18 protein-coding genes and 1 CRISPR repeat array are annotated in these 23,532 nt (G+C 65.1%); of the genes, 8 read left to right on the forward strand and 10 right to left on the reverse strand.

Annotated elements, in window-relative coordinates; all coding sequences use genetic code 11:
- Positions 1–20: 20 nt before the first annotated feature.
- The 4 genes from ACOGI8_RS13945 to ACOGI8_RS13960 are packed head-to-tail and all read right to left on the reverse strand — an operon-like array spanning position 21 to position 4,767.
- The gene (locus ACOGI8_RS13945; RefSeq protein ID WP_419854394.1) at positions 21–929 is read right to left on the reverse strand and encodes a TauD/TfdA dioxygenase family protein; all 909 of its coding nucleotides are present in this window, start codon (positions 927–929) and stop codon (positions 21–23) included.
- Between the two features lie 49 nt (positions 930–978).
- Positions 979–1,989 (reverse strand): LLM class flavin-dependent oxidoreductase, encoded by a 1,011-nt coding sequence (locus ACOGI8_RS13950; protein ID WP_419854395.1) that lies wholly within the window; start codon positions 1,987–1,989, stop codon positions 979–981.
- A 28-nt stretch (positions 1,990–2,017) separates the two neighbouring features.
- Complete coding sequence (locus ACOGI8_RS13955; protein ID WP_419854396.1) at positions 2,018–3,394, reverse strand: cytochrome P450; 1,377 nt, start codon at positions 3,392–3,394, stop codon at positions 2,018–2,020.
- A gap of 5 nt (positions 3,395–3,399) precedes the next feature.
- A complete protein-coding gene (locus tag ACOGI8_RS13960) occupies positions 3,400–4,767 on the reverse strand; it encodes an MFS transporter (protein ID WP_419854397.1) in 1,368 nt (455 codons plus the stop codon).
- Between the two features lie 125 nt (positions 4,768–4,892).
- Between ACOGI8_RS13960 and ACOGI8_RS13965 the strand changes: the two genes are divergently transcribed.
- The 8 genes from ACOGI8_RS13965 to ACOGI8_RS14000 all read left to right on the forward strand — a co-directional run bounded on the left by ACOGI8_RS13965 (position 4,893) and on the right by ACOGI8_RS14000 (position 13,196).
- A complete protein-coding gene (locus ACOGI8_RS13965; RefSeq protein WP_419854398.1) occupies positions 4,893–5,735 on the forward strand; it encodes a nitrilase-related carbon-nitrogen hydrolase in 843 nt (280 codons plus the stop codon).
- A gap of 58 nt (positions 5,736–5,793) precedes the next feature.
- Positions 5,794–7,203 carry a dihydropyrimidinase gene (gene hydA, locus ACOGI8_RS13970; protein ID WP_419854399.1) on the forward strand — a complete coding sequence of 470 codons (1,410 nt, stop codon included), beginning with the start codon at positions 5,794–5,796 and terminating at the stop codon, positions 7,201–7,203.
- 66 nt (positions 7,204–7,269) lie between these two features.
- On the forward strand, positions 7,270–8,271 hold the full coding sequence (locus ACOGI8_RS13975) for a TIGR03842 family LLM class F420-dependent oxidoreductase (RefSeq protein WP_419854400.1): 1,002 nt from the start codon (positions 7,270–7,272) through the stop codon (positions 8,269–8,271).
- A 10-nt stretch (positions 8,272–8,281) separates the two neighbouring features.
- On the forward strand, positions 8,282–9,325 hold the full coding sequence (locus ACOGI8_RS13980) for an ABC transporter permease (protein ID WP_419854401.1): 1,044 nt from the start codon (positions 8,282–8,284) through the stop codon (positions 9,323–9,325).
- A gap of 13 nt (positions 9,326–9,338) precedes the next feature.
- Complete coding sequence (locus tag ACOGI8_RS13985) at positions 9,339–10,160, forward strand: ABC transporter ATP-binding protein (RefSeq protein WP_419854402.1); 822 nt, start codon at positions 9,339–9,341, stop codon at positions 10,158–10,160.
- Entirely contained in the window at positions 10,157–10,939 is a 783-nt protein-coding gene (locus ACOGI8_RS13990; RefSeq protein ID WP_419854403.1) for an ABC transporter permease, read from the forward strand. The genes ACOGI8_RS13985 and ACOGI8_RS13990 overlap by 4 nt, the downstream gene beginning before the upstream one ends.
- 52 nt (positions 10,940–10,991) lie before the next feature.
- Positions 10,992–12,116: an ABC transporter substrate-binding protein gene (locus tag ACOGI8_RS13995; RefSeq protein WP_419854404.1), complete on the forward strand. Its 1,125-nt coding sequence runs from the start codon at positions 10,992–10,994 to the stop codon at positions 12,114–12,116.
- An 84-nt stretch (positions 12,117–12,200) separates the two neighbouring features.
- Positions 12,201–13,196, forward strand: a complete 996-nt coding sequence (locus ACOGI8_RS14000; protein WP_419854405.1) for a molybdopterin-dependent oxidoreductase — start codon at positions 12,201–12,203, stop codon at positions 13,194–13,196.
- 155 nt (positions 13,197–13,351) lie between these two features.
- Positions 13,352–14,113: a CRISPR direct-repeat array (repeat unit 36 nt; unit sequence CCTGCAATGAAGGGCGGGGAATATTCCCCGCCAAAC).
- 170 nt (positions 14,114–14,283) lie between these two features.
- Here ACOGI8_RS14000 and cas2 read toward each other — a convergent pair.
- The 6 genes from cas2 to ACOGI8_RS14030 are packed head-to-tail and all read right to left on the reverse strand — an operon-like array spanning position 14,284 to position 23,416.
- Complete coding sequence (gene cas2 / locus ACOGI8_RS14005; protein WP_419854406.1) at positions 14,284–14,580, reverse strand: CRISPR-associated endonuclease Cas2; 297 nt, start codon at positions 14,578–14,580, stop codon at positions 14,284–14,286.
- Between the two features lie 4 nt (positions 14,581–14,584).
- A complete protein-coding gene (gene cas1 / locus ACOGI8_RS14010; RefSeq protein WP_419854407.1) occupies positions 14,585–16,225 on the reverse strand; it encodes a CRISPR-associated endonuclease Cas1 in 1,641 nt (546 codons plus the stop codon).
- Positions 16,226–16,235: 10 nt separating this feature from the next.
- Positions 16,236–17,660: a type I-U CRISPR-associated protein Csb2 gene (gene csb2, locus ACOGI8_RS14015; RefSeq protein ID WP_419854408.1), complete on the reverse strand. Its 1,425-nt coding sequence runs from the start codon at positions 17,658–17,660 to the stop codon at positions 16,236–16,238.
- Complete coding sequence (gene cas7u / locus ACOGI8_RS14020) at positions 17,630–18,598, reverse strand: type I-U CRISPR-associated RAMP protein Csb1/Cas7u (RefSeq protein ID WP_419854409.1); 969 nt, start codon at positions 18,596–18,598, stop codon at positions 17,630–17,632. Before cas7u ends, csb2 begins: the two co-directional genes overlap by 31 nt.
- On the reverse strand, positions 18,585–20,924 hold the full coding sequence (csx17, locus tag ACOGI8_RS14025; protein ID WP_419856417.1) for a type I-U CRISPR-associated protein Csx17: 2,340 nt from the start codon (positions 20,922–20,924) through the stop codon (positions 18,585–18,587). The genes cas7u and csx17 overlap by 14 nt, the downstream gene beginning before the upstream one ends.
- Complete coding sequence (locus tag ACOGI8_RS14030) at positions 20,921–23,416, reverse strand: CRISPR-associated endonuclease Cas3'' (protein ID WP_419854410.1); 2,496 nt, start codon at positions 23,414–23,416, stop codon at positions 20,921–20,923. The genes csx17 and ACOGI8_RS14030 overlap by 4 nt, the downstream gene beginning before the upstream one ends.
- Between the last annotated feature and the right edge of the window lie 116 nt (positions 23,417–23,532).

A 23,532-nucleotide genomic window follows, 5' to 3' on the forward strand; every position in this document is an offset into this window, starting at 1 on the left:
TCAGCCTCCCGCGCAGTGACTCAGCGAGGCCGGTCGCCGGCGATCGTCACCCGGAGCATGTGCCGACGCTGCCCGTGGTAGTCGTTCAGTGCGTAGTGCTGGACGCTGCGGTTGTCCCACATGGTCAGCGTTCCCGGCTCCCACCGCACCCGGCACGTGAACTGCTCACCGACCGCATGGCTCCACAGCATCTCGAGCAGCGCCTTCGACTCGTGCCGGCGCATGCCCGAGATGGTCTCGGTGAATGCCCGATTCACATACAGCGCTTTCGCGCCGGTCTCTGGATGGGTCCGCACGATCGGATGTGTCAGCTGTGCGTGCGCCTCGTCGGACACCTGGACCTTCATCGAGCTGCGCTGGCCGGCGTACCGGTCTGAGTCGCCTCGCCGCCCGTACTGGCGGGCTGCCGAGTGCACCGCGCTGAGGCTCTCAGCAAAGCGCTTCATCGTGTCGGACAGCCCCACATAGGCCGCCTGCTGATTCGCGAACAGCGTGTCCCCGCCGAAGCTCGGCACCTCCACCGCATACAGCGCTGTCGCCATCGGTGGGCACTCCAGGAACGACATCTCCGAGTGCCATCCGCCGCCGAAGTTGACGGTCTCGTGGGGTTCTTTGATGACGGGAACCACCTCGGGCTCCTCGGCGGTGCCGCCGAGGTACGGGTGACGCTCCAGCTCGCCGAAGCGACGGCCAAAATGTGCGAGCGCTGGCGCATCCATCTGCTGATCGCGGATCACCACGACGTGGTGGGTGCACAGTGCCTCCCGGATCGCTGCGCACCCGGCGGCGTCGATCGTCGTGACATCGAGCGGCTCGCCATCGGGCGCCCACAGCTCGGCGCCGAGCGCGCCCGCCAGCGGCCGGACGTCAAGCAGTGCCGACTCGAACCGTCCTGCGCCGGATTGCCCCGGTGCCGCCTTTGTGCTCATCGCACTGTCCTCATCCCTCTGGGCTCCCCTGCTGCGCCTCGCGCAACACTCACGCAGGCGCGGTGACCGCCAGCGGATCTGCCTCCCGCAGGCGCCGTGCCACTTCCCCGGCTGCAAGTATCGCCTCATTGGGGTCTGGACCGCACGGTGTCATGTTCACGTGCCGGCAGCCCGCCTCGACGTACGGCATGAAGAACTCCACGATGTCGTCGACGGTGCCATACGGCGTGTACTTCTCGAAGGCCTTGAACGGCACGCGGTAGAAGCGCTCCAGCTCGGGGGCCACGCATTCCGCCGCCTGTTCCCGGCTGTCGCCGATGCCCACCCACAGCTGGATGCCATGGTCGGGGACGTCAGGCAGCGTGCCCGGGACCGCCCGCTGCGTCGCCGCCGTTTCCGCAAAGAGGCGCAGCGCTGCCTGGTAGTGCTCGACGGTGCACCAGATGCCCAGCCACCCATCGGCGAAGCGACCGGCGCGGCGGATCGCGGCATCTGATCGGCCGCCGACATAGGTCGGGATGGGCGGGTCAGGCACCGGGATGATCCGAGCGTCCGACAGAGAGAAGAACTCGCCTTGGTGATGGACGGTCTCCCCGCCGAGCAGCCGCAGCACGATCTCGAGCGACTCGTCGGTGCGTCGCCCGCGCGTTCGCGGATCGACTCCGCACACTTCGACTTCGTGGCGGTCGTCGCCGCCGATGCCCACACCGAAGCTGATGCGTCCGGGCGCCATCTCGGCCAGGTTCGCGAGCTGTCGCGCGACGGGAACCGGGTGACGCAGCGGAAGCAGGTAGACGCCGAGATAGACGCCCAGCGTGGGGTGCAGGTTGGCGAGCGCCGCAGCGGTGACCATGCCGTCGTTGCCGTGCCCGATCCGGAAGCTGACGTGGTCGGCGAAGAACATGCAATCGATGCCGGCATCGGCGACCAGCTCGACCAGATGGCGGCGCTCGGCCCACGGTCGCGACCACAGCTTGACGTCAGGCGTGACGCCGACCCGGATGGGCGGCACCGGCGCGTTCTCGGATACTGCCGCCTCGGTCACTTCTGGGTCGCTCACGCCTGGGTCTCGACAGCAGCGGTCGGGATCATGGCCGGGGTTGCTCCGGTACGTCCCAGAGCACGGGCAGGTGCTTGAAGCCGTGCTGGAAGTTCGACAGCAGGCGCTCGGGCCTGCCGGCCGGATCGAGGCGCAGATTCGGCATGCGCCACAGCGATTCGGTGAACATGGCGGACATCTGGCGGCGAGCCAGGTGCGCGCCCAGGCAGAAATGCGGCCCTGCCCCGAACGTGAGGTGGTCGTTCGGGCTGCGCTCGATGTCGAAGAGGTCGGGCTCGACGAACACGGCCGGGTCGCGATTGGCCGCCACGTGGAATACCACCACCTTGTCGCCCGCACGAACGAAACAGCCGCCGAGTTCGACATCGCGCGAGGCCGTGCGGCGGAAGTGCACCACCGGCGGAATGAACCGCAGCATCTCCTCGATGGCGCCCGGCAAGAGCCCAGGGTCGGCGAGCAGCTTGTCGAGCTGTTCGGGATGCTGCAGCAGCGCCCACAGCCCGCCGGGAATGCCGTTTCGCAACGTCTCGTTGCCGGCGACGGCAAACAGGAAGAACATGGTCTCGAACTCTTCGTTGGTGATGCCGCCCTCGGCGTCGTCGGCCGCCAGCAATATCGACACCACGTCGGCGCCCGGGTTCGCCCGCTTGTAGGTCGCAAGGTCGTGCGCGTACCCGTACATGTCGGCGAGACCTTCGCGCGAGCGAGGGTCGGGCATGCGACCGTCGGGGCCGGGGCGGATCTGGGCCCGCACCTCGCAGGCGCGCTGCGCCATCTCGGTCCCTGTTGCCGGATCGAACGCGTCGGACACCGAGTACTCGGCGTCCTGGTAGCCGATCACCCGGTTGGACCAGTCGAACAGCAACATCCGGTCCTGCGACGGCACGCCCATGATGTCGGCGAGCGTCAGCAGCGGCAGCTCGGCCGAGACCTCCTTGGCGAAATCGGCGTGCCCGCGATGCACCACCGCGCTCACGAGCCGCTCGGCACGAGCCGAGATGGTGGCCTCCAGCTCGGCCACTGCGCTCGGCGTAAACGACCGCATGAGCAGGCGCCGCAGCCGCGTGTGCTGCGGCGGATCCTGATTGAGCATCATCCGCTGGACGAATTCGAGCATCGCAGCGGTCTGAGGGTCGCGGATCTGCGTGCCGCCGAGGTGGGACGAGAACGTCCCCGGATCGCGTAGCACCCGGTTCATCAGCTCGTGCGTGAGCACCGCCCAGAAGCCAGGTCCGGCCTCCCACCCCATGAGCTCCGGCTCGGGCACCCAGTGAACTGGGGCGCACGAACGCAACTCGGCAATCAGACCGTGCGGCACACCGTCCAGATACGTGCGCGGGTCGAACAACTGCGTCGGATCCGGTGCAGTGTTGTTCGAGCCGCTCGCGGCACAAGCCGTGCTCACGCCGCTCAGCCTGCCACCTGACGCTGCGCGGAACCCACGTCCGCGCCCTCGCTCGACCCCTCGGCGACGCCGGGAGCATCGACATCGCTGCTGCTCGCGTCGGCCGCGTGCCTGTCGGGACTGCTGCCGCTGCGCTGCGGCGGGCTCGGGGGCTTGGTGATCACGAAGAACAGCATCCCGGCGGCGGTGATGGCAGCGAGCGCCACAAAGCCAGTCACGTAGCTGCCCGTGGTGTCAGCCAGCCATCCTGCGGCGAGCGGGCCCACGATCGGCCCGATCATCACGATGAGCGAGCTCACGCCCATGATCGCAGCGAACGCAGACGAGCCGAAGTAGTCGGCTCGCAAGGCTTGCATGAGCGGCCCGCGCGCTCCCCATGCGAGCCCGTGGAAGATCACAAACAGCACCACCACGAACGCGTTGGGAGCCCACGCCAGCAGCAAGATGCCCCCGGCGTGCCCGAACATGGCGACCGACGCGATGAGCCGCTTGTTGATCCGATCGCCGAGCCAGCCGCCCACGGCCATGCCGGCGAGCTGCATGAGCGGCAGCGCTGCAGCGAACAAGCTTGCCTGCTGCAGCGAGTAGCCCCGTTCTGATGTCAGATAGAGCTGCAGGTGCGCCATCACTGCGCCGACCACGAACAGGGCGCTCAGGTGACCGAACGAGATTGTCCAGAACGCCCTCGTGCGCATCGCCTCCTTCGCTGTGAAGTGGATGTCGGTCAGGCCTTCGGCGCGGACCGTCTTCCCGTTGGCAACGATCTTGGCCCCCCCGTCGACCTCTTCGCCGAATTCAGCAGGGCTGCCGTCGAGGTACTTGGCCAGCCACCACGCGACAGCAGCGCCCCCGACGCCGGTGACCGCAGCGGTCGTACGCCAGCCGAACCACGTGAACGACAACACCACGAGCGGGACACACACGCCGCCCGCAGCGAGGCCCATTCCGCCGAACGCCAGCGCGCGGGCCCGCAGCCGCTCGAACCACCGCACGATCGCGACCGTGACCGTCAAGAAGCCGCAGAACGCGCTGCCGACGGCCATGATCAGGAACGCGCCGTAGAACTGCCACAACGAGTGCAGCTGGCTGAACCACACGAAGCCGACCGCCATGCCCACGGCGCCCACCCGCGTGATGACCTTGGGCCCGAACCGGTCGATCAGCCAGCCTTGCGCCGGCCCCAGCAGCGCCGTCTCGGCCCGATTCACCGCGAACGCGCCCGACAGGGCGGTCTTGCTCCAGCCGTACTCCCGCTCGATCTCCACCAGGTAGGCACCCAGCGAGTGCATGACGAATGCACTCTGCAGCCCTTGGATCACTGCCCCCGCACCCACCACCTTCCAGCCGCGGAAGGTGGTGCTGCGTTTGGACATCGTTACATCCTGCCTGATGAGGCGGCTGCTGCGTCGGTTCAGAGCCCCTCTTTGGGCTGATCTAGACTCGTTTTTTTCCTCCAGCCACGCACCAAGGACTCCCAACGGAGCGAGGAGGGCACAACATGGCACGCACGGTGACCGCTGCAATCGTGCAGACCGCCTGGACCGGCGACAAGGAGTCGATGATCGAGCTCCACGAGAAGTACGTGGCCGAAGCGGCTGCCGCCGGCGCCCGGGTGATGTGCTTCCAGGAGCTGTTCTACGGGCCCTACTTCTGCCAGGTGCAGGATGCCGAGTACTACTCCTACGCCGAAGCGATTCCCGACGGCCCGACCACCAAGCGCTTCTGCGAGCTCGCGGAACAGCACGAGATGGTGCTCGTGGTGCCGATGTACGAGCGGGAACAGGCCGGGCTCCTCTACAACACCGCAGCCGTCATCGACGCCGACGGGACCTATCTCGGCAAGTACCGCAAGAACCACATCCCGCAGGTCAAGGGGTTCTGGGAGAAGTTCTACTTCCGGCCGGGCAATCTGGGCTATCCCGTCTTCGAGACCGCGGTCGGGACGGTCGGCGTCTACATCTGCTACGACCGTCACTTCCCGGAGGGCTGGCGTGCGCTCGGGCTGGCCGGAGCGGAGATCGTGTTCAACCCCTCAGCCACCAGCCGGGGGCTGTCCGCATACCTGTGGCAGCTCGAACAGACATCGTCCGCGGCGGCGAACATGTACTTCGTCGGGGCCATCAACCGGGTCGGCGTCGAGCCGCTGGGCGACAACGACTTCTACGGCACGTCGTATTTCGCCAATCCCCGGGGACAGATCGTCGATGGGGCCGCATCGGACCACGCCGAGGAGTTGGTGGTGCGCGAGCTGGACCTCGACATGCTCGATGAGGTCCGCAACCAGTGGGCCTTCTACCGAGACCGCCGGCCCGAATCGTACGAACCGCTCGTAGCGCCCTGAGGGGTCAAGCCAGGACTGGGTGGGGTTTCACAGATCGCGACCGAGGGGGACCACGAAGATGACGACGATGATCAAGGGGGGCACCGTTGTCAGCTCGACCGGCGCGGATCCGGCCGAGGTACTTATCGACGGCGAGCAGATCGCTGCCGTGTTGCAACCCGGCAGCGACATCGCTGTCGCAGCCGAGCAGAGCGCTGAGGTCATCGACGCCACCGGACGGCTCGTGGTGCCAGGCGGCGTGGACGTCCACACGCACATGGAGCTGCCCTTCGGCGGCACCTATGCCTCGGACACGTTCGAGACGGGCACGAGAGCCGCGGCGTGGGGCGGCACCACCACCATTGTGGACTTCGCCGTGCAGCGCTACGGCGAGAACGTGCGCGAGTGCCTCGATGAGTGGATGGCCAAAGCTGAGGGCAACTGCGCGATCGACTTCGGCTTCCACATGATCGTCGGCGGCGTCGACAATGACTCGCTGAAGGAGCTGGACCTGCTGGTCAATGAGGGCATCACGAGCTTCAAGCTGTTCATGGCGTACCCGGGCGTCTTCTACTCCGACGACGGGCAGATCCTGCGAGCAATGCAACAAGCGGCCGGCAACGGCGGGCTGATCATGATGCACGCCGAGAACGGCTTGGCCATCGACGTGCTGGCCGACCAGGCGTTCGAGCGCGGCGAGACCTCGCCGGTCACCCATGGCTACGTGCGCCGCCCCGAGCTCGAATCCGAAGCCACTCACCGGGCCATCCAGCTGGCCAAGGTGGGCGCGGCCCCGCTGTACATCGTGCACCTCTCCGCCGCGGAGGCCCTCGAGCAGGTGGCGCTGGCACGCAACGCAGGCATGAACGTGTTCGCGGAGACCTGCCCGCAGTACCTGCATTTCAGCCTGGAGGACCACCTCGACCGGCCCGGCTTCGGGGGCGCCGCCTACGTGTGCTCCACGCCGCTTCGCTCCCGGGCAGACGGCCACCAGGACACCCTGTGGAAGGGGCTACGGACCAACGATCTGGCCGTCGTGTCCACCGACCATTGCCCGTTCTGCATGAAGGAGCAGAAGGAGCTCGGGCTCAACGACTTCCGGGCCATCCCCAACGGCATCGGCGGCGTCGAGCACCGCATGGACATGATCTACCAAGGCGTGGTGACCGGTGAGATCGGCCTGGCTCGCTGGATCGAGCTGTGCGCCACCACCCCGGCTCGCATGATGGGCATGTACCCGCGCAAGGGGATCATCGCCGCGGGTTCAGATGCCGACGTCGTCATCTACGACCCCGACAAGCAGTGGACGATCAGCGTCGACAACCACCACATGAACATCGACCACTCGGCCTATGAAGGGGTCGAGGTGACAGGACATGTCGACACGGTGTTCTCTCGGGGTCGCAAGATCATCGACGACAACCAGTACCTGGGGCGCGCCGGCGACGGCCAGTACCTGCGCCGGGGTCTCTGCCAGTACCTGCAGTAGGGGGCAACACCATGGCCCGACGCAACGGAGCGTTCGGGCAGCGGAACGGATCGGGGGACTGAGAACATGGATTTCGGCGTTGTTCTTCAGACCGATCCGCCCGCGTGGCGAGTGGTGGACCTCGCCCAGCGAGCCGAGACGCTGGGGTTCGACTACGGGTGGACTTTCGACAGCCACGTGCTGTGGCAAGAGCCCTACGTGATCTACAGCCAGATGCTGTCGGCCACGAACCGCATGATTGTCGGCCCGATGGTCACCAATCCGGGCACCCGGAACCCGACGGTCACGGCATCGCTGTTCGCCACGCTCAACGACATGTTCGGCAACCGGACGGTGTGCGGCATCGGCCGGGGCGACTCGGCCATGCGGGTGCTGGGCCACCGCCCCACCAGCCTGGCCACGCTGTCGGAGTCGATGACGGTCATCAAGGGATTGGCCGAGGGCCGCGAGGTCACCTACAACGGCACACGTCAGCAGCTCCCGTGGTCGTCGGGCAGCCGGCTCGACATCTGGATGGCGGCGTACGGACCGCGGGCCTTACGGCTCTGCGGCGAGCAGGCCGATGGGTTCATCCTGCAGCTCGCCGACCCCCAGATCACCGAGTGGACCGTCGCCGCCGTCCGCCGTGCCGCGGCTGATGCCGGGCGCAACCCCGATGATCTGTACATCTGTGTGGCGGCGCCGGCCTATGTGGGTGACAACGTCGCCCACCAACGCGACCAGTGCCGCTGGTTCGGCGGCATGGTGGGCAACCACGTGGCCGATCTCGTCGAGCGATACGGCGACACCGGGGGCGCGGTGCCCCAAGCCCTCACCGACTACATCGCTGGGCGCGAGGGCTACGACTACGCCGAACACGGAAAGGCCGGCAACGTCCACACCGACTTCGTGCCCGATGAGGTAATCGACCGGTTCTGCATTCTCGGCGACGCGGATCATCACGTAGCCCGGCTCGGCGAGCTGCGCGACCTGGGCGTCGACCAGTTCGCCATCTACCTCATGCATGACGCCCCCGACGAAACCCTGGACGCCTACGGCCAGCGGATCATTCCGGCGCTCGCGACCTGACTGGCGAGCCGTGCAAGCAGAGACCGCTCCCGCATCGCAATCACCGGCACCTTCCCCGGCGCATTCCCCGGGAGCTGGCCCGCGGGAGAGCGACGACCTGATCGTCCGCGACCAGTTCATCCGCCTGCAGGCTGCGCGCGAGCGTCGTCGCGCACGTACCCGCCGCATCGTTCGCCAGGTCGTCGTACTGGCAGTTTTCGTGTGCCTGCTGGGCTTGGCGTACACCGCCTACAAGGCGTTCGGTACCGCCATTGACGATGCCCAGTCAGGATGGCTGCTGATCGGGTCGTTCCTGCCGGAGACCACCGACCTCAAGATGCCGCCGGTGCTTGACATACTCGCCGGGATCTTCGAGGAGCCGCGAGGCACAGGCGATCCCTTCTGGACGATCGTCGCCTCCGAGGCAGCGTTCACACTGCGGGAGGCAGCGGTTGGTTTCGCGATCGGGGTCGTGGTGGGTCTGTGCATCGCCATCGCGCTCACCACCTCAGGGCGCTTGGAGCGAGCGCTGGTGCCCCACGTCATCGCCAGCCAAACGATCCCGCTGATCGCGATCGCTCCCATCATCGTGATCTGGGGACGCAAGAGCTTCGATTTCCTGCCATTCGAATGGCAGGACTGGATGTCGGTGTCGATCATCGCCACGTACCTGACGTTCTTCCCGGTGACGATCAACGGCCTGCGGGGCCTGCAATCGCCCCGGCCCGAGAACCTCGAGCTGATGGATTCCTACGCCGCGCCCTGGGGGCAGACCCTGTGGCGGCTTCGCCTGCCGGCATCGCTGCCATACCTGTTCGCTGCGTTCAAGATCGCGGCGACCGCAAGCGTGGTGGGCGCCATCGTCGGCGAGATCTCCGCTGGGGTGAAGGGCGGGCTCGGCCGCCGGGTGCTGCTCGAAGCCCAGCGCTACACGACCGGACCCGAGCGCCTCTATGTCGCTGTGCTCGGCGCGGCTGCGTTGGGCATCTTCGTGTTCGTGGTGATCTCGACGGTGGAGTACGCGCTGGTGGGACGCAAGGGCCGTGAGCCGGCACATGGGCAGTACGGGACATGAACGGCGCGGGCCCATGAGCGATGCCCCCGACGCGAAGGGCCCCGACGGCGACATCGCGCCCGATGTCGCAGCCGTCGAGTTGGACGGCGTGGGCAAGGTGTTCAACCCGGGTCGGTCCAACGAGGTGAATGCGCTGACCGGCATCGATCTGCGCATCGCCTCGGGAGAGTTCGTGACGTTGATCGGCCCGTCGGGCTGCGGCAAGAGCACCTTGCTGCGGCTGATCGCCGCGCTGACCGACGTGACCGACGGATCTGTCAGCGTCAACGGCAAGACGGCAGACCGGGCCCGGCTCGATCGCGACTACTCGATGGTGTTCCAGCGGGCCGGTCTGTTCGACTGGCGCAACGTGTCGCGCAACATCGAACTGCCGCTCGAGCTGATGGGCTGGAAAGCGGCCGACCGGCGGCAGCGATCGGCCGAGATGCTGGACCTGGTGAAGCTGAGCGAATTCGCGCGGCACCATCCGGCGGAGCTGTCGGGTGGCATGCAGCAGCGCGTCGCCATCGCCCGAGCGATGTCGTTCGATCCGAAGCTGCTGCTGATGGACGAACCGTTCGGCGCACTCGACGAAATGACCCGCGAGCACATGCAGAACGAGCTGCTGCGGATCTGGACGGAGACCCAGACCACGGTGATCTTCGTGACACACTCCATCAGCGAGGCGGTGTTCCTGTCCACGAGGGTCGTGGTGATGTCGCCCCGGCCGGGCAGGATCTCAGCGATCATCGACACCGACCTAGGTGAGCGCAGCGAGGCCACGCGCGACCATCCGGAATACTTCGCCAACGTGACCGCAGTGCGCAACGCGCTGCGAGGAGACCACGCCTCATGACCGCCGCAAAGGCTGTGCTGCGCGCATGGCTGCCCCCGGTGGTGGCAGCGGCGATCATGTTCGGCGGCTGGGAAGCCCTGCTGGCCGTGCTGAACCCCGACGGCTTCGTGCTGCCGCCGCCCTCACGCATCGTCAGCGCCCTGTTCGGCGACTTCGACACGATCTCGACTGCGACGGGCATCACGGGATTCATCATCGTCACCGGCTTGATCGCCGGCGTGGTGGTGGGTGCATTGGCGGCAGTGCTCGTGACGGCCTTCCGCTCGGCCCACGAGACCCTGACGCCGCTGGCCGTGGCAGTCAATGCGGTGCCGATCATCGCCCTGGCGCCCATCTTCAACGCCTGGTTCGGGATCCTGTCGCCCCGCTCCAACCAGGCGGTCGTCGTGGTGCTGGTCTTCTTCCCGGTCTTCATCAACACGACCAGGGGGCTGGGGCAGGTCGAGCCCAGCCAGATCGAGCTCATGGAGTCGTACGGCGCTGGCAAGTGGCGGATCATGCGCGAGGTACGCATTCCGAACGCGATGCCGTACTTCTTCACCGCGTTGAAGCTCGCCACGTCGCTCGCGGTAATCGCCGCCATCGTGGCCGAGTACTTCGGCGGCCGCCAGGACGCTTTGGGCAACATCATCACCAACTCGGCCGGCCTGACCCGCTACGACGACGCTTGGGCGGCCGTTCTGGCCGGCTCGCTGGTGGGCATCGGCCTCTACGCCATCGCTGTCGTGCTCGAACGGCTCGTCATGCCGTGGTATTTCGCAGCAAGGAGGGCGACATGACCTTGACCTTGGGCGTGAGCGCCCATTGGGAATCCCAACACGGGGGGAAAATATGAAGGCAAGAAAAACACTGATCCGGACGCTGGCGCCGCTGCTGGCGCTCGGCTTGCTAGCCGCGGCGTGCACCGGCGGCGACGACGCAGATGAGCCCGAATTCGAGCCCATCTCCGAAGTGTCGCTGCAGTTGCAGTGGTTCACGCAGGCACAGTTCGCCGGGTACTACGCGGCGCAGGCGCTCGGCTTCTACGAAGACGTCGGGCTCGACGTGACCATCCTCGAGGGCGGCGTCGACATCGTGCCGGCCTCAGTGCTCGACTCGGGTGCCGCGGAATTCGCAGTTTCGTGGGTGCCGAGGGGCCTTGTGCCACGAGAAGAGGGCGCCAACATCACCAACATCGCCCAGGTGTTCCAGCGAAGCGCCACCTTGCAGGTGTCCTTTGTTGACTCCGGCATCAACTCGGTGGCGGACCTCGAAGGCCGCACCGTGGGCAACTGGGGATTCGGCAACGAATTCGAGCTGCTGGCTGGGCTGCGCCGCAGCGGGCTGGATCCGGATTCCGACATCCAGCTCGTGCAGCAGAACTTCGACATGCTGGCGCTGATCTCCGGAGAGATCGACGCGGCGCAGGCCATGATCTACAACGAGTACGCGCAAGTGCTCGAGACGATCAACCCTGCCACCGGCGAGCTCTACCAGCCGTCCGATCTCAACATCATCGACTGGAACGACGAGGGCACGGCGATGCTCCAGGACGCCCTGTGGGCCGACGCCGACCGCCTCGATGACGATCCTGCGTACTACGACGCGGCGGTCCGGTTCGTGGAAGCGTCGCTGCGTGGCTGGATCCACTGCCGGGACAACGCCGAAGAGTGTGTGCAGATCGTGCTCGACAATGTCCCGACGCTGGGCCAGTCGCACCAGACATGGCAGATGAACGAGATCAGCGCGCTGATCTGGCCGTCGCCGTTGGGTGCGGGCATCATGGATGCTGACCTGTGGGCGCAGACCGTCGAGGTGGCCACCAGCGAGGGCATCCTGGCTGCCGAGCCCGATGAGGGTGCCTACCGCACCGACATCGCCGAGGCGGCGGTGGCGAATCTGCGGGACGCCGGCGTCGATGTCGTGGGCGACGACTGGGAGCGGATCCCGGTCGTGCTGCTCGAGGGCGGCGAGTAGCCGCTCGCACGCCCACCAGACCGATTCGGGGTGGCGGCGGGCTCGCTGCCGCCACCCCGGTCGGCCATCTCAGATCGACATGATGTGAAACGCGGCCCGTGGCTCACCGCCCGGCAGGTCGATGTGCTCTTGGCTGCTGCGGCGATCGTCGCGGTCGGGACGGGTCTGGCGTCGTGGGCGGTGGGCACCGGCTGGGGCCGCTGGCTGACCGTCACGCACGCCCTCGCCGGCCTGAGCCTGCTGGCGCTGGCCCCCGCCAAACTCCGCGGCTCGGTGCGCACCGGCCTGAAGCGCCGCCGTGCCAGCCGATGGCTGTCGATGCTGCTCGGAGCTCTCGTCGTTGCGACCGTCGTGCTCGGGGTGTTGCACGCAACCGGGTTGTGGCACGGCGTGGGCTACTGGTCGGCGTTGTGGACCCACGTCCTGCTGGTCGCGTTCGTGGCCCCGCTGCTGGTGTGGCACATCGTCAGCCGGCCGGGCCGTCCCGGCATCGCCGACCTCGACCGCAGGGCGTTCATCGGCGGGAGCATTGCATTGGCGGCCGCGGGCGCGGCCTACTGGATCCAGCAGCTGGTGGTGGGCGACAACCGACGATTCACCGGCTCGCACGAGATCGCTTCGTTCACGCCCGCAGAGATGCCGACGACCATGTGGCTCAACGACAGGACACCCCGGGTGGCAGTGTCGGACTGGGAACTCACCGTCGCCGGCCAACCAGTGAAGCTCGAGACCCTGTACGACCAAGCTGCGCCGGTGCAAGCCGACCTCGACTGCACCGGAGGATGGTGGAGCCGCCAGTCGTGGGATGCAGTGCCGCTGGCCGAGCTGCTAGGTGACACCGACGCGCCCACGTTGGAAGTCACCTCGCTGACCGGCTACAGCCGCCTGTTCCCCGCCCGCGACGCAGCCAACCTGTACCTGGCCGTCGGCTACGGCGGTGAACCCCTGCGCCGAGGCCACGGCGCCCCGGTGCGGCTGATCGCACCCGGCAGGCGCGGCTTCTGGTGGGTCAAATGGGTGACCCGAGTCGACCCCGTCGGCCGCCCCTGGTGGCTCCAGCTCCCCTTCCCCGCCGAATAGCTAGCCATCGCTCAACGAAGGGCGCTGCGGGTGACGCGCCATAGCGTGCTTACGCTCTAGCACTTGCCAAGAAAAAGCGTCGCTTCAATGAAGGGCCGATCCAGATAACCGACCAAACTCGGCCTCACGTTTTACCTCATTCGCCGTGGGCTCATGCTGCAATGAAGGGCGGGGAATATTCCCCGCCAAACCTAGGTGTCTGATGGTCATTATGTCTCTCCTATCCCACTGCAATGAAGGGCGGAGAATATTCCCCGCCAAACGGCCTGGCGGTGACGTGGTTCGTGCTGCGCGTGGCGACTGCAATGAAGGGCGGGGAATATTCCCCGCCAAACTGGTGGGAGTTTGCCCCGCTGCTGGCCGTCACGACCGAACTGCAATGAAGGGCGGGGAATATTCCCCGCCAAACCGGGCTGTACGGACCGGGCACGCTGGCAGTGACAGCCCTGCAATGAAGGGCGGGGAATATTCCCCGCCAAACGGAGAACATCGACCTGTCTGGTGTCGAGACGCAGCCCCCTGCAATGAAGGGCGGGGAATATTCCCCGCCAAACCGAAGCCGCCCGCGCCCTCGCCGACATCGGCACCCCCCCTGCAATGAAGGGCGGGGAATATTCCCCGCCAAACGCGCCGAGCCGGGCGCTGCCGATTCGAGACCTACTGTCCACCCTGCAATGAAGGGCGGGGAATATTCCCCGCCAAACCTGATCCGCCAGTGCGAGCGCGCACGCGAGTACCTGCCTGCAATGAAGGGCGGGGAATATTCCCCGCCAAACTACCGGTCAGCGACCACACGGGCAGGATTGCAACGGCCCTGCAATGAAGGGCGGGGAATATTCCCCGCCAAACCCGCTGACCCGACGCATCAACGTCATACCCTTCCTGCAATGAAGGGCGGGGAATATTCCCCGCCAAACAGCTCTCGAAAACTACCGGCTGTGACCAGCGGTTTTGAGGGCAGTTGCGAGCGCTCCCTGTGTAGGAGCGCTCGGGAAGCATGAGATTCTGTTGTCAAGGTGCGTTTCAGGCCCGTATTTCAGGGCTGCGAGCGCTGCCCGGGAATTGGGGCCTGACTGGACCGCTCGCATCAGACGATTACCGGTCCGGATTGTGGCAGTGGCGGTGCTATTCCGAGAAAATCAAAGCAATCTCGGCCGCGTTCTGTTGGCATTCCTAGGTCGATGAACGCAACTGTATCTTCTCCATGGTGGATCACTTCGCCGAGTTCGAACTTGAGATCTATCAACTCGATGCCGTCTAGATCGCTGATGAACACGCTGTAGTGCATCGGCCAGCCGTATGCCTTCATGGCCTTGTGGACTTTGCGCAGCCGTTTCGGATCTCGGATGTCGTATGAGACCAAGTATCGACGTCGATCACTCATGGTTCTACCTGGTCATGAAGGGGACGTACTCGGGGATCTCGCCGAGCATGCTTGCTGCGAGCATCCGTGCCTGCACTTCGAGCACACGACGGTAGGCGATCTTGTAACCGTATGTCGGGTGAGTGACCTCGTGGTCGAGACGCCGCTCGTAGGCGGCGATGACTGCTCGGCGCGCTGGCTGCTCCAGCGCCACTCCCCCGGCTCGGATGACAAACCCGTTCTCGGCCACTTCGCCGTTGTTCACGGCGTTCACCACCACGGACTCAGCGATGATGGGGCGGAACTCCTCAGCGAGATCGAGCGCGAGCGCCGGTCTCCCGAATCTCGGCCGGTGATAGACGCCCAGGTAGGGATCGAAGCCGACCGAGAACGCCACCGCGGTGAGGTCCTTGACCAACAGGGCGTACAGGAACGACAACAGGCAATTCACGGGATCGCGGGGAGGCCGCCGGTTGCGCCCATCGAAGTCGAATGTGCCGAGGCGGTCGTCTTTCAGCATCGTTGCGAAGCTGCCGAAGTACGAGCGAGCGGCGGCGCCTTCGATCCCGAGCAGCGACTCGACCGAGTCAGCCTCGGCAGCCTTCGCGGTGAGCTCCTTCATCTGCGCGACGGCTGAGTCCACCGGTTCACGAGAGTTGCGCATCAACAGAGTTCGGGAGTTGCGAATCTTGCCGACAATCATCTGACGCGCCAACGGCAGGCCGGCTTGGGCTGCCACCGCGACCTGGCGCCGCCGCAGCTCCACATGCTTGGACGGCAGGCCGTGGGCCATCCCTTGGAACCATCCCCCGTAGCTGAACCAGCACACCGGGATGTCCTCCCGGAACGCTGCGTGGAGAAGCTGAGTGGACACCTGCACGTTGCCAGTGAGATTGATCTGCGAGACATCGATCAGGCGCTCGCTGCTGACCACCTCGCGGTTGACCTTCACTTCAACCCGACGCTGACTGATGCCGAGCCGGGCGCCTTGCTGGCCGACATACAGCGGCCGTGCAGCCGAATCGCGAGGCGTCAGGCGTCGAGGCGTCCCTTCGACACGCCCGGTGTGGAAATTGGTCTCGTCGGGAAGGCAGATACCCACCAGCGAACAACGCGGGCACTTCGGGCTGTCCACCAGCGGCGGCGGCGGATCGTCGGCAGCGGCGACCTCGCGCAAACGGTCGACTGTGTCGAGCGTCCGGTGAACCAATCGGTCGTCGAACTCAACAGTTGTGCGTTCGCGTGACGAGGCGAAGTAGAATTGGCCCCGGTCGCAGTCGTAGCCATTGTCACGCAAGATGAGCCCGATTGCGGCCAACTGCACCAGCTCGGGCTCCCACGCGGGACCGTGCTTCGGCGGTCGGCCCCGCTTGACCTCCACTGGCACGACCTTGCCGTCGGAACCCTCGACGATGTCCGTCTTCGCAATGAGGCCCAGACGCTCGGAACTCGCGAGCACAGAGCGAGCGTCGCGAACAGGATCGTCCTCCGACGACTCACCCATGCGTCCGCCGCCCTTGTCCACGTTGCGATGCACATAGCGGCCGTGCACCGTGTCAGCGTTGTCCTCGAATCTGGCCTGGACCCATTCGAGGTAGAACAGCCGCGGGCAGTACACGAACTCGTTGACCATCCGGGCCGGCACGAGCTCAGGTACGTCAGCCACGTCGAGGGATCTACCCGATCGGCTTGAAGAGGCCGAGCCCAAAGTGGCTCAAAGAGCCGAGGGCGATGGGGCCTCGGACGGCATGTGCAAATCGGATTTCGACCATGGAGGCATACCGGCTGTTCGCCAAGCGTTCCTTGGGCGGCAAGCGATACCTGCGGAATCTTCGAGCGTTCCCGTCAATCACTTCGACGGAAACCGGGGGCGGGTAATCACGGTACGTCGTTAGTTCACGTTCGACCTCGGCCGCTACGTGGTCTGGCCAAGTGATCCTCTTGCCGGGGTGCCTTCCCGGTGCGAACGGAGTGCACGAGACCCAGACGGACGATGGCCCGACTATCTCGGGAGCGACTTCATCTACATCTCCAAAACCCTGAACTGCTATTGCGATGTCTGGAAAGCCTGATACGGCGCGGCCGGCGCGGAGCCATCGGATTTGGGCAAGCGCTGCGAACTCATCTCCGTTCAACCGCCTAGGTGTCCACACGAGGAGCGATTCGATTGGCGACGATGGTCCCGCCCGGTCTTGATCGGGAAGGGAAATGTAATGGGCGTGTTCATGCCTGCCCAATTGCCGCTCCCCAGTCGACCGCTTGCCGCTGAGGGTCGCGGACGGGGCTCCGTGCTTGCTGAGTGAAGCGCGTCGCAGCAACTCGGCCGCAACGACCGCGTCAGCGAGCGTCGGTCGAGGTCGGGGGTGAACTGCGAACCGCACTGCCGCGTGTGTCGGTCGCCAGTCATCGGCGGTCGCCGGAGTCCTTGCCGAGTCGGTCTTCCGATAGGGCACAAGCCTGCTTCCTGTAGGGAACAGTCGCCTGTTCCTCCGGACGATGTCCGGGCTCTGCATCAGGTCACTCAACTCGAGGGGCTGCTGGGCACACAGGATCTCGGCATCCGTCGGATCGTCCTTCGCTACTGGTCGCCACGAGACGGGGGCGCGATCCTCGACTTGGTGCACCAACGCCACGTTGCAGATCGATTCCGACCTGCCCAAGTATGGAATTCCGAGTGCCATTTCGTCGAGCGCCTTCAGTGCCGAAGGCGCCATGTCGGCGTCCCACTCGATGAAGATCGACGCACTGGGGTTCATCACCGCAAACGTGTCGAAGGTGAGCGTCGTGGAGCGCTTGCCAACCGAACGATGAGCGATCTGGGGCATGTAATGGCGCAGGTGGGCAGGCTTCATCGCCGGGACGTGAATCGTTGGCGCACCTGCGAGCTGACCCAAGGCCGCTCCGACATCCTCGGCTGGGAGACTTGGACAGCGGGTCTTCCACGAAGCGACCAGCGCTCGAAGAATGCGCCATGGCGATGGGGGCCACTCGGGCAGCCCTTCGTTCACATTGCGGCCCCAGGGCGTGGCGTGATACCGGCCCCACGGAAATTCCAGCCGGAGAACCGTGGTCACTTTGAGCGCTTCTTCCCATCTGACCACCGGACGATCAGGGGAGGCTCAGCAAGGTCTCGGAGCTCGGGGATTCCTGGGCCAACGAGGGTTCGTATCTCCGACGCCAGGGTTTCGCTGTCCGCGAGATCGATCGTCTGGTCGTCGTGTCGCGGTTCGAATTCGCAGGCTGTGCGTAGACGCAGTCCGCTGTCGAGAAGTGAGCGGACCTCCCAGCGGGCCACGGCGAGCAACAGGTTTGTTGCCTCCGGAGAGAGGCCGTATGCCTCGATCTGGCCTATGTCGATCGACACATACAGCGTGATTGACCGGGCGGTGTACTCGGTTCGGTGGTACGGGACGTGTCCGTACCCTTCGGTGGATCCGCTGTCCCCTTCGCCGATCTTGTGCCGAACATCATCTCGCTTCACACCTCCGGAGTAGGCCTCTCTGACATCGACAGCCTCGATGAAGCCGGTGAGTGCGCGAGCAACCTTGGGCTGGCCAGGCCATTTCGCGTCGGCAAAGAAAACACCGTGGATCAGGCACAGAGGGTCCAAGGCGAAGATGGCAGCAGCTATGCGGTTCGCCGCGAGAGGGGTATCGTCAGACAGCTCAAGAAGGCCGCCGAGGCTGGTGACCATGTCCTCGCCCTTGGCATTCATCGATTCCTTGACGAACGCAGAAGCCAGCCGATGCGCCTCAGTGCGGCTGGATGTCAAGTATCGACCGTCGTCTTCGGCTACGACCTTGATCCATGGCAATCCCTTGAGCGTCGATACCGGCTCCTGGAGTGCCTCACTCCAGCCCACGGCCTCGAACCGATTCGCCATGGACTGAGCGGACTCAACGAGGATGGCGTCGACCCATTCGCTGCTGCCGACCGGCTTCTCGAACTTGGCTGCTCCCAAGTCTGGGAAGCCGGTGGGTTGAAAGCGATCCGAGGGCACGGCCCTCAGCTCGATCGCGTGCATTTCACGTTTGCTCATTGCTTGACTCCTGACTCTCTCGACTCGCAATCCAGCGAGTTCCGACTGTGCATTGGTGGTTGAGCAGAAAACGAATCTGGCGCAGATCACCGTCGCCCCGGCCGAGGTGCAGCAACAGCGCCGCTGCCAACCGGCCCCGCTCAACGTTGGACCGTTCGAAGCTGTCGACGATGAGCCTCCAGCCGCGCCCGCGCAGTAGTCGCGCAGCAGCTCGTGCTGCGGCATGGGCACGTCCTGTGCGGACCGCTCCGACCCACTCGGGCCGCGGGTGTACCGCGATTGACCCGTTGGGTCTTGGTTCTGCGTCGCTCGGTGCGACCGGCAACCGCCCGGCGAAGAAGGGGGCGAGCACGACATAGGCGGGCTCGCTCACGGCATGAAATCGGGCGACCGGATCATCAGGGACAGCCAGACCATGCCCGATGACGTTGAACGAGTCCTTCCATTCCAGAAGCAGCAAGCCGCTGAGAATCGCATCTAGGCGTTCCTCGTTGACCTGCCCATGCAGGAGGCATCCGATGTCGGCGAGGTCAACGCCAAGCCCATAGTCGAACGCGAAGGGCAGACCTGCAACTTGATCCGAAACCTCGATTCCTGATTGCATGGAGCACGCAAGAGCAGCGCGAGCACCCACGACATCGTTGAGGACATCGAACAGCGGGCGACGGCCCAGGTTCGGAACCCTCGGCCCGCCGTTCGCCCAGCCCAAACCGAATCGAGTCCGGACGACCGGACGAAGAAGCGTCATGAGGCTTCCACCGACAGCCTCCGCGGGGGTGGGCCGCCCCGCAGACATGCGATCGCTTAGCGAAGCAAGGCCTGCTGCGATCCGAAACTCAACGGAATCATCATTGAGTGTCGGCACCCACTCTCGGGCCGAGAGCCCCGAAATCGGCTCAAGACGTCGGTCTTGCCGATACTTGGCTGACCGGGACGCGGCTCGTTCCGTCTGGGCGAGCACGGCAAGCACCGTCTGAAGACGGACGGCACCGCCAAACGTCGACACCGCGAACTGCTCCCGCTCCACAGCGTTCAGTGCCGACCTGACGGCTGCAGGCACCCTGTTGAAGTTGAGTCGCGCCTTGCCGACCCATCCATCGAGTTGACGCAAGAGATCGACCTCGGGCCTCACCCGGTCGCGAACCTTGAATCGTCCGATCGGCACTGCCAGCGGACTCCGCCCATCCCTAACGCCGATGAGATAACGAACAAACTCATCAATGGAGCGATCAACGCCGAGCGTTGCCGTGGCTCGGACGAAATCAAGCCCCGAGCGAGCTTGACTGCGGCCCCACTGAGATCGCCCTTCTGAGATCAGGTGCTCGATCTCACGATGAGACAGATCATTACGCCACAACGGCGCCCACAACTCACCCTTTACGTTCTCGCCTGTCGAGGCTGACCCATAGCCACTAGCCGTTGCATCGACAGTGAAGGGCATGCTGGCCTTGCTGCTGCCCGTTTGGCTCTCGACACTGAGCCGCCGGGCAGCTGCGCTGGCGAACACCATGGCTCCCTCGATACCCAGCACAAAGCTCCACGGGTTCGAGAGAGCCTTGCCATCGCCGAACGCGGAAGAGTTTGGGCCGCCCTTGGCACCCGGGTCGAATTGGCTGGTACTGCTCGGAACGAATTGAACCTCGCCGACTCGAAACAGAGCATGACGAAGAAGCGCTCTTGACGTGGGGGCGTCATTGCGCCCCCGTACCGATTGATTCGGTGAATCCTCCAAGAGCCCGGCTGTCTCTAGCTGCTCCAAGAAATTGGCTGAGAGGTCCATCCTGCCGACGTTGCCCCCGGTGCCGAGAATCAACGGGTAGCGAATGTCGTCGTCGAGCAGGACCACCGATGCATCCAGCCACGCGAGTGCTTCGTCCGGAAACGAACCGCGGCACAGTTCAATGAGCTGCGCCTTACCTTGCTTGAGGACCTTGCCGTCCTTGGTCAGCCCGAGTCGGCGTGCCCTGTGCCGTGCCTCGTCGGCGGCGACTATCGCTTCGCGGTACGGGCCTAGCCGCGCCAAGTCACTGTTTCTGACCTTCTCGACGACTCTTTGTGCGGATGGGGAGGTGGGCTTGCCTGCATCCTGAAAGCCGCCCCCGCTGTTCCAAGGGGCTACTGCCGGAGTGGGTTTGTAGTCCTCAGCAAAGAAGTCGACGAGATTGGTCTCGCTCAGTTCCGAGCTGGAGACGACCAAATGATCGCCATCCCATCTGGCCGATGCATCTGGATCGAGTTGCTCGCCGACCAATCGGATGACTCCGAGACCTGTCAGGTAGGACAGCAAGGGCTCGGCTCTGCACCCGCGCAGATGGACTGTGTTCATGGGGCTTGGCCTGCGTTGCGGCTCGCCCGCCAATCCGCGCAGCGGACGACCATCTCAAGGAACGCCAAGCGGAACGGACCGAGGTCGGGACGGTCCCGCAAGGCGAGCGCGCGTCGCTCATACCGATCGTGCCCTGTTGGAATCCTGAGATGACTCTTTGGAATCGTCCGATCGCCAAGGTCGACCTCCGGCAGCGCTGACCCGGGCGCAATGCCGAGCGTGGTAACGATCCGATCATCGGTGCCGAGTTCTTCGGGTGGCCGGCGGATCGACAGACGGATGCGTCCGTGGTGAGACGCAACGAGGTAGATCACTAGATCAGTTTCCCGGTGGTCACCCAGTGCGGACGCACCCTCACTCATCAGAGCCAGCGCCGACGCAAGCTCGTGCCGGAAGAATGGTGGATCGAAGCGCAATGGCCTGCGATTGCCCGTCTTGGCAAACGGGCCGTCTGATTGGAGACCAGCTCGCTCGTCGGCGCTTACGGTTGCCAGTGCCGCCTGTTGCCACACCTCTGATGCTTTTCCGATGTCGTGTAGCTGTCCGGCGACGATTGCGGCACGGTGCATCTCGGGACTCAGGCCGTTGGCTCCGAACGCTTCAAGCAACATCGTGCACTCGCGCTCGACATCGATGAGATGTTCGGTCAGCGGATACCAGGCATCAGCGAGTGACGCTGGTTCGTCAGCCACCGCGACGTCCTCGTCGGGTGACAACCCCGCGTTGAACGATGGCGCGTCAGGTGGTGTGACGACGGCCACCGGCTCGGCGCTCCTCGGATTCCAACCAATTTCTGAGTCATATCCCCCCTTGCTCGCGTCGAGCACCACCTCGATCCCGTCGCGCAGGTCGCGAGCGGTGCATCGCGCCCAAGGCTGGTCGCGGTCGCGAGCCAAGTGGTCGAGGAACCATGCCGAATTGCCTTTCCCCGAGTTGCCCTTCCGCAACCACTGCCCAAGTTCGGCGATCGGCACGCCGCAGAGTTCATCTCTACGCGGCGATGCCCCCGACGGCTGATTGTCGGCGATTTCGCGCCATGCCACCAGGACCGTGCGATCGTCTCGGTCACGAATGAACCGGGCGACGTCGACATCGTTGCCGCTCAGATCTGGAGTGGTGTCGAACAAGTCGATCAGATCCTTGCGCCGAATCACCGGCGTGATCCGATCGGCTGTGTGCACGTCAGCGTTCTGCAATCGGGTAGTCGACACTCGTTGCCCGTCAAGCGAGCGAAGCGCTTCGACCGACTCGTGCACGTCGTCTTCCTCATAGGGCGGGGACTTGGGCGGCATCACCCACAACAGCTGAGCGTCGTCTCGTGCGCCGTCTCGGTTGCAGCGCCCGGCACGCTGCACGACCGATGGCCACGGCGCAGACTCGGTGAACAGGAGCGTCGCCGAGAGATCGATGCCGGCTTCCAGAACCTGCGTGCTGACAATGATCTTTCCCGCCAGACCCGGTGGGGACAGCGCAGCAGCCGTGTGCGCCTCACGGTCGGCGGGCCGGTAACGAGAATGCAGGAGCACCAGGTCGGCATCTGGGCCGAGCTTTTTAAGCGCATTCCAGGCAGCTGTCGCTCGGTCCACTGTGTTGAACACTGCCAACGTGAGGGTGCCTGGTTGGTGGCGGTCAACCAGCTGTTCCGCGAGAGTTCGCTCCGGCCATTTCGCCGGCAAGGTGATCTCTGAGACCGTCCGGAGTGCATCCAAGCGGCGACTGAGGAAACCACGGCGATCATGATCATCTAGCTCGATCTTGGGCCCGATGTCAGGCCGATCTACCGTGCGCAGGAGCCGCTCATCCACGGTGGCAGACATCCACGTGCTCGACGTCGGTAGAGCCGTGCCGAAAGAGTCACGGAACGACTGGAGCTGGCGGGTGTTGGGCGTGGCGACATCCATCAGCTGGATCTCGTCGAACACCCAGTGCGCTCCGTTGTTGAACCCCCCGAATGCCATAGGCCAATGCCACCGGCGATCGGCGTACCCGCGATTGAGAGCTCGGGACAGCAGCATGTCGATGGTCCCAATGAACACAGCATCACGATCAGGGCTGAACCGCCAGTCGTCGTCGCTCCAACCAGCTCCACCCTGAACCTTGTGAAGGGCGATGTCACCATCCATGCCGAGGCGCTTGAGCCACGATTCGAATCGGTCGGCGGTCTGCTCGACGAGGGTTCGCATCGGCAGCGCAACGACAAGCCAGTGGGGAGTGGCAGCGCGGACATGGGCATCCGGGTGCATGCGGCGGCGATAGAGCCATCCCAGGCCAACGGCTTCCGTCTTGCCACAGCCTGTCGGAACTTGAAGCAGCTCGGGAAGTCCGTTGTCAGCAACACGTCGCTGAAATCCATACGGCCTGAACCCTGTCGCTCGCAGGTACAGCTCCTCTACCGTGAGATCGGACCGCGCCGCGAGAGTCGATCGATACCGATGCGAGGAACTGGGCACCCGCGCAGGTCGGTTTGCATCTGAGGCGGCATCGTGGACCATTGGTCAGGGTTTAGTCGGGGGCTGTGACACGAACGGTGACCACCGCGTGATGATCTGCCTCCAGTGGTTCGCATTGAGTGAAATTGCTCAGAGGTGCTCAACATCTACAGGCCACC

The sequence above is a fragment of the Candidatus Poriferisodalis sp. genome, from assembly GCF_965204195.1.
Classification (GTDB): Bacteria; Actinomycetota; Acidimicrobiia; order Acidimicrobiales; family Poriferisodalaceae; genus Poriferisodalis.

Bases quoted from the DNA above. Each gene is read 5' to 3' on its own strand.
- ACOGI8_RS13945 (WP_419854394.1), bottom strand. From the start codon at position 929: ATGAGCACAAAGGCGGCACCGGGGCAATCCGGCGCAGGACGGTTCGAG.
- ACOGI8_RS13960 (WP_419854397.1), bottom strand. From the start codon at position 4,767: ATGTCCAAACGCAGCACCACCTTCCGCGGCTGGAAGGTGGTGGGTGCG.
- ACOGI8_RS13965 (WP_419854398.1), top strand. From the start codon at position 4,893: ATGGCACGCACGGTGACCGCTGCAATCGTGCAGACCGCCTGGACCGGC.
- hydA (WP_419854399.1), top strand. From the start codon at position 5,794: ATGACGACGATGATCAAGGGGGGCACCGTTGTCAGCTCGACCGGCGCG.
- ACOGI8_RS13975 (WP_419854400.1), top strand. From the start codon at position 7,270: ATGGATTTCGGCGTTGTTCTTCAGACCGATCCGCCCGCGTGGCGAGTG.
- ACOGI8_RS13985 (WP_419854402.1), top strand. From the start codon at position 9,339: ATGAGCGATGCCCCCGACGCGAAGGGCCCCGACGGCGACATCGCGCCC.
- ACOGI8_RS13990 (WP_419854403.1), top strand. From the start codon at position 10,157: ATGACCGCCGCAAAGGCTGTGCTGCGCGCATGGCTGCCCCCGGTGGTG.
- ACOGI8_RS13995 (WP_419854404.1), top strand. From the start codon at position 10,992: ATGAAGGCAAGAAAAACACTGATCCGGACGCTGGCGCCGCTGCTGGCG.
- cas2 (WP_419854406.1), bottom strand. From the start codon at position 14,580: ATGAGTGATCGACGTCGATACTTGGTCTCATACGACATCCGAGATCCG.
- cas7u (WP_419854409.1), bottom strand. From the start codon at position 18,598: ATGAGCAAACGTGAAATGCACGCGATCGAGCTGAGGGCCGTGCCCTCG.
- csx17 (WP_419856417.1), bottom strand. From the start codon at position 20,924: ATGAACACAGTCCATCTGCGCGGGTGCAGAGCCGAGCCCTTGCTGTCC.
- ACOGI8_RS14030 (WP_419854410.1), bottom strand. From the start codon at position 23,416: ATGGTCCACGATGCCGCCTCAGATGCAAACCGACCTGCGCGGGTGCCC.